This is a genomic window from Microcoleus sp. CAWBG58, assembly GCF_020883045.1.
Lineage (GTDB): Bacteria > Cyanobacteriota > Cyanobacteriia > Cyanobacteriales > Microcoleaceae > Microcoleus.
The window spans coordinates 21,354-28,598 of sequence record NZ_JAHRFA010000084.1 but is presented as its reverse complement, the minus strand read 5'-3'; the positions used below and the strand labels follow the sequence as shown (position 1 = coordinate 28,598).

General features: G+C 46.2%; 6 protein-coding genes. 5 read left to right on the top strand and 1 reads right to left on the bottom strand.

Annotated features, from left to right (window positions below):
• Nucleotides 1-309: 309 nt before the first annotated feature.
• The 4 genes from QZ918_RS27235 to QZ918_RS27220 all read left to right on the top strand — a co-directional run bounded on the left by QZ918_RS27235 (nucleotide 310) and on the right by QZ918_RS27220 (nucleotide 4,656).
• The gene (locus tag QZ918_RS27235; RefSeq protein ID WP_293340709.1) at nucleotides 310-1,590 is read left to right on the top strand and encodes a glycosyltransferase; all 1,281 of its coding nucleotides are present in this window, start codon (nucleotides 310-312) and stop codon (nucleotides 1,588-1,590) included.
• An 85-nt stretch (nucleotides 1,591-1,675) separates the two neighbouring features.
• Nucleotides 1,676-2,686 carry a glycosyltransferase family 2 protein gene (locus QZ918_RS27230; RefSeq protein WP_293340706.1) on the top strand — a complete coding sequence of 337 codons (1,011 nt, stop codon included), beginning with the start codon at nucleotides 1,676-1,678 and terminating at the stop codon, nucleotides 2,684-2,686.
• Nucleotides 2,687-3,164: 478 nt separating this feature from the next.
• Nucleotides 3,165-3,746, top strand: coding sequence for a serine O-acetyltransferase (locus QZ918_RS27225; protein ID WP_293340703.1), 582 nt, complete (start codon nucleotides 3,165-3,167; stop codon nucleotides 3,744-3,746).
• A 652-nt stretch (nucleotides 3,747-4,398) separates the two neighbouring features.
• Entirely contained in the window at nucleotides 4,399-4,656 is a 258-nt protein-coding gene (locus QZ918_RS27220) for a serine O-acetyltransferase (protein ID WP_293340699.1), read from the top strand.
• A gap of 82 nt (nucleotides 4,657-4,738) precedes the next feature.
• Here the strand turns inward: QZ918_RS27220 and QZ918_RS27215 are convergent, their stop codons facing one another.
• Nucleotides 4,739-5,860, bottom strand: a complete 1,122-nt coding sequence (locus QZ918_RS27215) for a glycosyltransferase family 4 protein (RefSeq protein WP_293340696.1) — start codon at nucleotides 5,858-5,860, stop codon at nucleotides 4,739-4,741.
• 184 nt (nucleotides 5,861-6,044) lie between these two features.
• Between QZ918_RS27215 and QZ918_RS27210 the strand changes: the two genes are divergently transcribed.
• A complete protein-coding gene (locus QZ918_RS27210; RefSeq protein WP_293340693.1) occupies nucleotides 6,045-7,076 on the top strand; it encodes a glycosyltransferase family 2 protein in 1,032 nt (343 codons plus the stop codon).
• The last annotated feature ends 169 nt before the right edge of the window (nucleotides 7,077-7,245 follow it).

Here is a 7,245-nt window from a genome sequence, read left to right as displayed (position 1 = left end):
ATTTGTTTGCTGCTGTTCGTTCAGTTGTCAATACTGGCAAGCGTCAGGGTTTAACTGCTTATCAATCTATTCAACAAGCTCTCTCTATTGATGGCTCCCTTTTTTCCCCTAGTTGAGCAATTACAATAATTGTTGTTTTTATGCTATGTATGGAAGGAAAGAACTAGCGAAATTTCCATTTAAATAGACATCGCATTCACTCACAGTGTATTATAGGTTTGGAGTGAAAGATGAGGTATACTGTAACCCTTACAAGATAGATTTTTAGCTCAAGAGTCGTCCGCTAACCAAGCGTGAGAAATGCTATAGATGAAATCGAAGTCGTTAAATACCAAAGAAGATGGGGTCACTGAACCTCCTTTGACGCCCCTCTACCAGCGCTACTTGCTCGTCGTCAATATCACATCCTCCTGCGACTCCCAAGGCAGCAGGTATCTCGATCCAATGTGGGCAAAAGACTTAATCGAACACTTCAAGTATTTGAAAAACTTCACGCTCGCAGCTCCCCATGCAGTAGAAATCCCCTCAGAAAATACAATAAAGGTGGATTCGGAAACATCATTTTCCGATGCTAAATTTATTGACCTTCCCTGCCCAAAGACCTACGCCCAATCCATATTGCTGCTGCCGGCGACGGTTGCCCAACTTTGGGGAGCGATCGCCTCTGCAGATATCGTACACAGCGCCGTAGCAGGCTGGCCAATTCCAATGGCATGGTTGGTGACGCCAATAGTCCTGCTCCAGCGGAAAAAATACCTGATCGTAGTCGAGTCCGCACCCTGGCGGTTACCACCAGGCACGACTGCCAGGATCAAAGGCAAAATTCTGGCTTACATATCCGAAATAGTGAATCGCTGGTGCATCAACAGCACTGACTTGACAATTTTTACACAGGCCCAATACCAACAGAGTTTATTAACAAAGCGGGAGAAACCAAGTCACATAATTAATGCTTCGTGGATAGATGAAGAAAATATTATTTCGGAAGCTGACGCGATCGAAATATGGCACAAAAAAATGTCTCCCTCACCCAAACAACTCAAAATTCTCTTGGCGGGGAGATTGCTTCCCAGTAAAGGCGTGTTAGTTCTCCTAGAAGCCATGAAAATCTTGGCTCGGGAAAACATTGCCGTCAAGCTGGACATACTAGGTGAAGGCGAACTATTAAGCGACTGCCAAGCAGCCAGCAAGGAGCTGCAACAATCGGCACAGATCGAAGTTTTGGGCACTCTTCCTTACGGCCCAAAATTATTCGAGCGGCTGCAACAATATCATGCTCTTGTGGTTCCGAGCATCTCAGACGAACAGCCCAGAATCGTATACGATGCTTATTCCCAGGCCGTACCGGTACTGGGAAGCGACACAGGCGGACTCCGGGACTGCATCGAAAACGACAAAACAGGTATGCTGATCGCTCCTAACGAGCCTCTAGCCTTAGCAAACTTGCTCAAACAGTCAGGAGAAAACTTGAATCAACTTCAAAATATGGGCATGGAAGCTCTGAAAAAATCTCGCAGCCTGACTCATCAAGAAATGCACCGACAGCGGTGGCAGCTTTTGTTAAAAATGCTGGCTGTATCGGAAAATTAGGCGATATTGGCCGAAGGGCGATCGCGCCAGCTTGCCATAGGGGTACAACTTGAGCTAAAAAGTTGTTAAACCAACAACTGCACTTATGTCCAAAGCCAGCGAGCCCAATCACCCGTATCCACTGCTGGTTGTCATTGTTAACTACCGAACCCCTGGTTTAACCATTGACTGCTTGCGCTCTCTAGTTACCGAAGTGCGATCGCTCCCCGGTACGCGAGTTGCAGTTGCCGACAACGCATCAGGCGACAATTCTAGCGAACAAATAGCAGCCGCGATCGCAACAGAAGGCTGGAGCGAATGGGCATCCTTCGTTCCCCTAGACCGCAACGGCGGATTTGCCTTCGGCAACAACGCCTTGATCCGACCTGCCCTGCAATCTACCAATCCCCCCCCTTACTTCCTGCTGCTCAACCCAGACACCGTAGTTCGCCCAGGTGCCTTAAAAGCCCTCGTCGATTTCATGGACTCCCACCCCGAGGCAGGCATCGCCGGCAGCCGCTTGGAAGACCCCGACGGAACCCCGCAGCATTCAGCTTTTCGGTTTCACGATTTCCTAACCGAACTCGATTTTGGTTGGCGGACGGGCTTTTTATCCAAATTCTTGGCAAACTGGAATGTAGTGCCCGGTATTTCCCAAGAAATTTGTCAAACTGATTGGGTAGCTGGAGCCAGCATGATCGTCCGTCACGAAGTATTTGAAAAGATTGGCTTGATGGATGAAGCTTATTTCATGTACTGCGAAGAAATGGACTTTTGTCTGCAAGCGAACAAAGCTGGTTGGAGTTGCTGGTATGTACCTGAAAGTCGCGTGGTACACCTAGTAGGTCAAAGCTCAGGTGTCACTGACACCAAAAAGCCCGCTAAGCGACTGCCACAGTATTGGTTTGATTCCCGACGCAGGTACTTTCTCAAAAACTACGGCTTAGTTTACACAGCCTTAACTGATGTCTCCTGGGCTTCGGGCTTTGCAGCCTGGAGAGTGCGCCGTGTACTTCAAGGTAAGCCAGACGGAGATCCGCCAAAAATGCTCACCGACTTTATCATGAATAGTGTATTTTTTAAGGGAGGTAAGATTGAAGATTCAAAAAACTTTTAAAAAGTGTTTTTCAACCGTTGACAGTTGACAGTTGACAGTTACCTCTACCCTTAAGTCCGAGTAGAGGAGTAATGAATAGTCTGATTTTAATTTCTCCCTCAAAGAGAGAGGCTTTCAACCAATTCTTTACTGGTAAATAAATCAAAGCCAGAGATACCCCGTTACTCCTGGCAAACCAAACATTGCTTCAGTTGACAGTTGACCGTTTGAGGGCTTGTCAGTCAGCGAATCCGAAGGCTTAACAACTTGAGGAGAATTGACAAAGGAAGTCTGAGCATTGGAGCAATGAATCGTCTGATTTTAATTTCTCCCTACAAGCGCTCCGGCTTTCAAGCAATTCTTTCTGATCGTTCACTGTAGTACTTGGTGTTTTTGATTGAATAAACCGGGTGCATTCTACCTAAAAAACCAGAGAAATAACTTAATATCTGGGGCATCTAATAACAACTTAAACAAGACAGAGTGTTGAGTACAGATTATGGTAACGGAGTCAAATTTAATAGCAAGTGAAAATCAAGTAGAAACCCCTGCACTCGGATTGTGGCAGCAGATTAAAGAAGACTGGATTGCTCACGGTCGCGATTGGACAAAGCCGGGATTTCGCGCCGTAGCAGTTCAAAGATTCGGTGTCTGGAGAATGCACGTAGAACCAAAACTGCTGCGGGCCCCTTTGAGCATTCTATATAGATCGCTCTACCGAAAAATCCGCAACACCTACGGCATAGATTTGCCGTACACAGTCAAGCTCGGCCGCCGAGTCGTCATTGAACACGAAGGCTGTATCATCGTTCATGGATACTGCACTCTTGGTGACGACTGCATTATCCGCCAAGGCGTTACCCTAGGGAACCGCTACTTGGAAAAACCCCTAGAATCGCCTCAATTGGGCGATCGGGTAAACATCGGTGCCGGAGCAAAAATTCTCGGCAAGGTCAACCTGGGAGACGACGTAAATATCGGTGCAAATGCTGTCGTTTTATCAGACGTTCCTGCTGGTCAAACGGCCGTTGGCATCCCTGCCAAAATTATCAAATCCCGCCCTGTCGAAAACAATCCTTAAATTAGTACCAGAAAAAGTGACCTGTCTCTTCTGTTACTTAAATAAACTAGAGATCTACCGCCTCTATAGTGATAGGTGCTTGTAAGAAATCGTCGATTTCTCTGGCAATTGTGATTGTTCCATGCAGAGTGTGATGGCTACTACTTATTGGTAGATATCAACTCGGTTGACTAAATAATTATCAGTTGACAATATAGTAATTCTGTATGAATTGTAACATTTTGTAGGTTAGTACCCCGCCGTGCCTACCAGGAAAACCTGGCAACATACAAAAATCTTACAACTCAAATAGGATTGTCAGAGAATTTCAACAAATATTGTCAATCACCAACTAGCGATAGTATACTGATAACTGAAAGTCACAGGGTTATCAGTATACCTTATCTGTTGTATTGTACAAATAATGGTTCAATCAATAACTACATCTGTCGTTTCTGCCACGGAGCCAGATTGGAGCCGAGAAAAACTTTGGCAGTGGTGGGATCCTAGTCGCCAAGTTCTAAAATCTATCCGCGACTATCAAAAATGGCAGCAGCAAGGTGGAAAATTAGGCTATTTTTTATCTCGGTTCAATATAATCCAGCATAGATTCTGGAGCATTGTAGCTGGAACTGACATCCCTTTGAACTGCAAGATAGGAGGAGGACTCGTTATGCTTCATTCTAATGGCATAGTCATTCACCCAGAAGCATCTATTGGCCCGAACTGTATGATTTTTCAACAGGTGACAATTGTTGCTGATGTCCAAATTGGCGGTCACGTCGATATCGGTGCAGGAGCAAAAATTATTCGCTCTGTAACGATCGGCGATCATGCTTTAATAGGCGCCAATGCAGTGGTGATTTGCGACGTACCACCGGGCGCAACCGCAGTCGGAATACCAGCAAAAATTATCCCCAAAAAACCTTAAGCATGAAAATGCACCCCTAGAAATATTCCCAGAAAAAAGAAAGTTGCAGAGCAAGGATTCTTTCAGAGAATTCTCCTATTTCCTAAACTTTCAATTTTTCCTGCATCAAATCTTTCCGGCGGCCTGCTACTTTTTCCCAGGTAAATTCCTCGGCTTGTTGGCGAGCATTATAACCCATCTGTGCTCTCAAATCCGGTGACAAAGCAAGCTTTCGCAAGCCTTCAACAAAAGCTTCAGAGTCGTAAGGGTCGAGGACTATCCCATCTTTGCCGTCCCGCGCAATGGCGCCCGCTCCCATAGGTGACGCAAGAACTGGCAACCCATAAGCCATAGCTTCATAAGTAACCATCGGGCCGCCATCTTCCAGACTCGGAAAGGCAAAAATGTCAGCTTCCCCATATATGCCCGCAATATTGAGCGTGTAATCTATATGAATTACATCCGATCGTCCTAAAATATCGCTGCAACTTTCGGCAATTGCAGGCTCCATGTCTCCGCAAAGCACCAGTTTGCCTTTAATGCCAGCTTTTTCCCAGGCTTGCAAGAGCAAGTGAGCTCCTTTTCTGACGCAGATGGTGCCCACAAATAGCACAGTAACGTTATCTGATGGCTGTTTTTTGGTAGAAATATTTGGGAAACGCTTGGGACACCACCCATAACTGCTTGACATCAGTTTATATTCGGGAACTCCTATTTCGAGAAAAGATTTTGTTACCTCTGGACTAGGACAAAAAATGAAATCAGCCAAGCTCATTTCTTCATCTTCTTGCTGAATCATCGCATCTGTAATTCCATGTTGGGGAGTGAGACCCAAGCGATTGTAAGCATCGTCAAGAATATATTTTGCCTTTTTAGTAGAGCAGTTAATCCGCTCAAAAAAAAGTGTTTGCCTATGCTGCTTTACCTTTCTAACAGTTTCAATTGAAGTGCGAGGCCACAAGTAAACTGCATCAAAATCATTGATATCTCTCAGGAAACGCTTTTCAGCAGAAGATTGGGCCAAATTTCCCATCCTGTAGTAGACCTTTCTCAAATATCGGGGTATGCTTTCGACCATATTATCGCCGCGATATGACGGTTCGCAACTCGGAACAACCATGCGGATTTTAAAGTCTGCGTAATCCCACTGACAAAGTGACAAAAATGTATGGCTAATTCCTTCACCGCTAGAGTAAAAAGTGAACAAAGAACTGATATTTGGCATGGTTGACTCTTCTTAATTCAAAATGCTGGATCGGATATGACTTAATATATAATAAGCTAAACACGCTTTGATCTCCACTGGAGCCACTCGCTCAAAGTTGGGGAATCAAGATATTGTGAAATCAGGTTGACTTTTACTAAAATATTAAAATAACAGATCGCAAGTGGAATTCCAGAGGTAAGCTTTGAAACAAGTTGGATTGGTTGCTATCGGACGGAATGAAGGCGATCGCCTCGAAGCGTGCTTGCTGTCAGCGATCGGGAAAGTAGCTTGCGTAGTTTATGTCGATTCCGGCTCAACAGACGGCAGCTTGGAATTAGCGCGATCGATCGGAGCTGACACAGTAGAACTCGACTTATCTACACCCTTTACAGCAGCACGCGCCAGAAATGCAGGATTTGCCCGCCTGCGACAAACAGTTCCAGAAATCGAATTTGTCCAATTCGTAGACGGCGACTGCGAAATAGTTGATGGGTGGCTCGAATTAGCCCAGCAAAAACTCGCAGCGCAACCCGAATTAGCTGTAGTGTGCGGGCGCCGCCGCGAGCGATATCCCGATGCCACACCATACAACCGGCTCTGCGACATTGAGTGGGACAGCCCGATCGGGGAAGCCAAAGCCTGCGGGGGCGACTCCATGATGCGGGTATCAGCCCTAGAGCAAGTCAGTGGTTTCAACCCCACACTGATCGCCGGCGAAGAACCGGAACTCTGCGTGCGGCTGCGCCAAAATAGTTGGAAAATCGAGCGATTAGATGCAGAAATGACCTTGCATGACGCCCAAATGACTCGTTTTGACCAATGGTGGAAGCGCTGTCAAAGAGCCGGTCACGCCTACGCCGAAGGTTCCTGGCTGCACGGGAACACTCCCGAACGCCACTGGGTCAAAGACACCACCAGCATCTGGTTCTGGGGATTCGTTGTGCCCGTGCTAGCAATCGGGACAGCGTGGGTTACGCACGGCTGGAGCCTGTTGTTGCTTTGGGGCTACCCAATACTTGGCTACCGCATCTATCGCCGGATGCAGCAAAACTTAAAATCAAAGGATGCTGCTCTCTACGCATTATCTTGCGTGTTGGGCAGGTTTCCTCAATTGCAGGGTCAGATGCTGTTTCACAAACGCCGCTTGCTGGGACAGCGCAGCAACTTGATCGAATACAAGAGATCAAGCCCATCAATTGAGCAAGTTACAATGAGTGCTAAGTCTACTAAGTAGGTCACTTACCATCAACTTAACTGTTTTTTTTTGTAACTTCTTCCCTGTAATTGCAAGTCGGGTGTTGATGTAGGGGCGGATTTTTCATCAACCTCTACAGCCGACTCTCGCCTCGCAAAAAAATGCTTAATATCGATTAATCTCTTCAAAACTCAACTTCCAAATATCC

What these genes read in the sequence shown, in the direction of transcription:
- QZ918_RS27235 (WP_293340709.1), top strand. Translation starts at nt 310, where the DNA reads ATGAAATCGAAGTCGTTAAATACCAAAGAAGATGGGGTCACTGAACCT.
- QZ918_RS27230 (WP_293340706.1), top strand. Translation starts at nt 1,676, where the DNA reads ATGTCCAAAGCCAGCGAGCCCAATCACCCGTATCCACTGCTGGTTGTC.
- QZ918_RS27225 (WP_293340703.1), top strand. Translation starts at nt 3,165, where the DNA reads ATGGTAACGGAGTCAAATTTAATAGCAAGTGAAAATCAAGTAGAAACC.
- QZ918_RS27220 (WP_293340699.1), top strand. Translation starts at nt 4,399, where the DNA reads ATGCTTCATTCTAATGGCATAGTCATTCACCCAGAAGCATCTATTGGC.
- QZ918_RS27215 (WP_293340696.1), bottom strand. Translation starts at nt 5,860, where the DNA reads ATGCCAAATATCAGTTCTTTGTTCACTTTTTACTCTAGCGGTGAAGGA.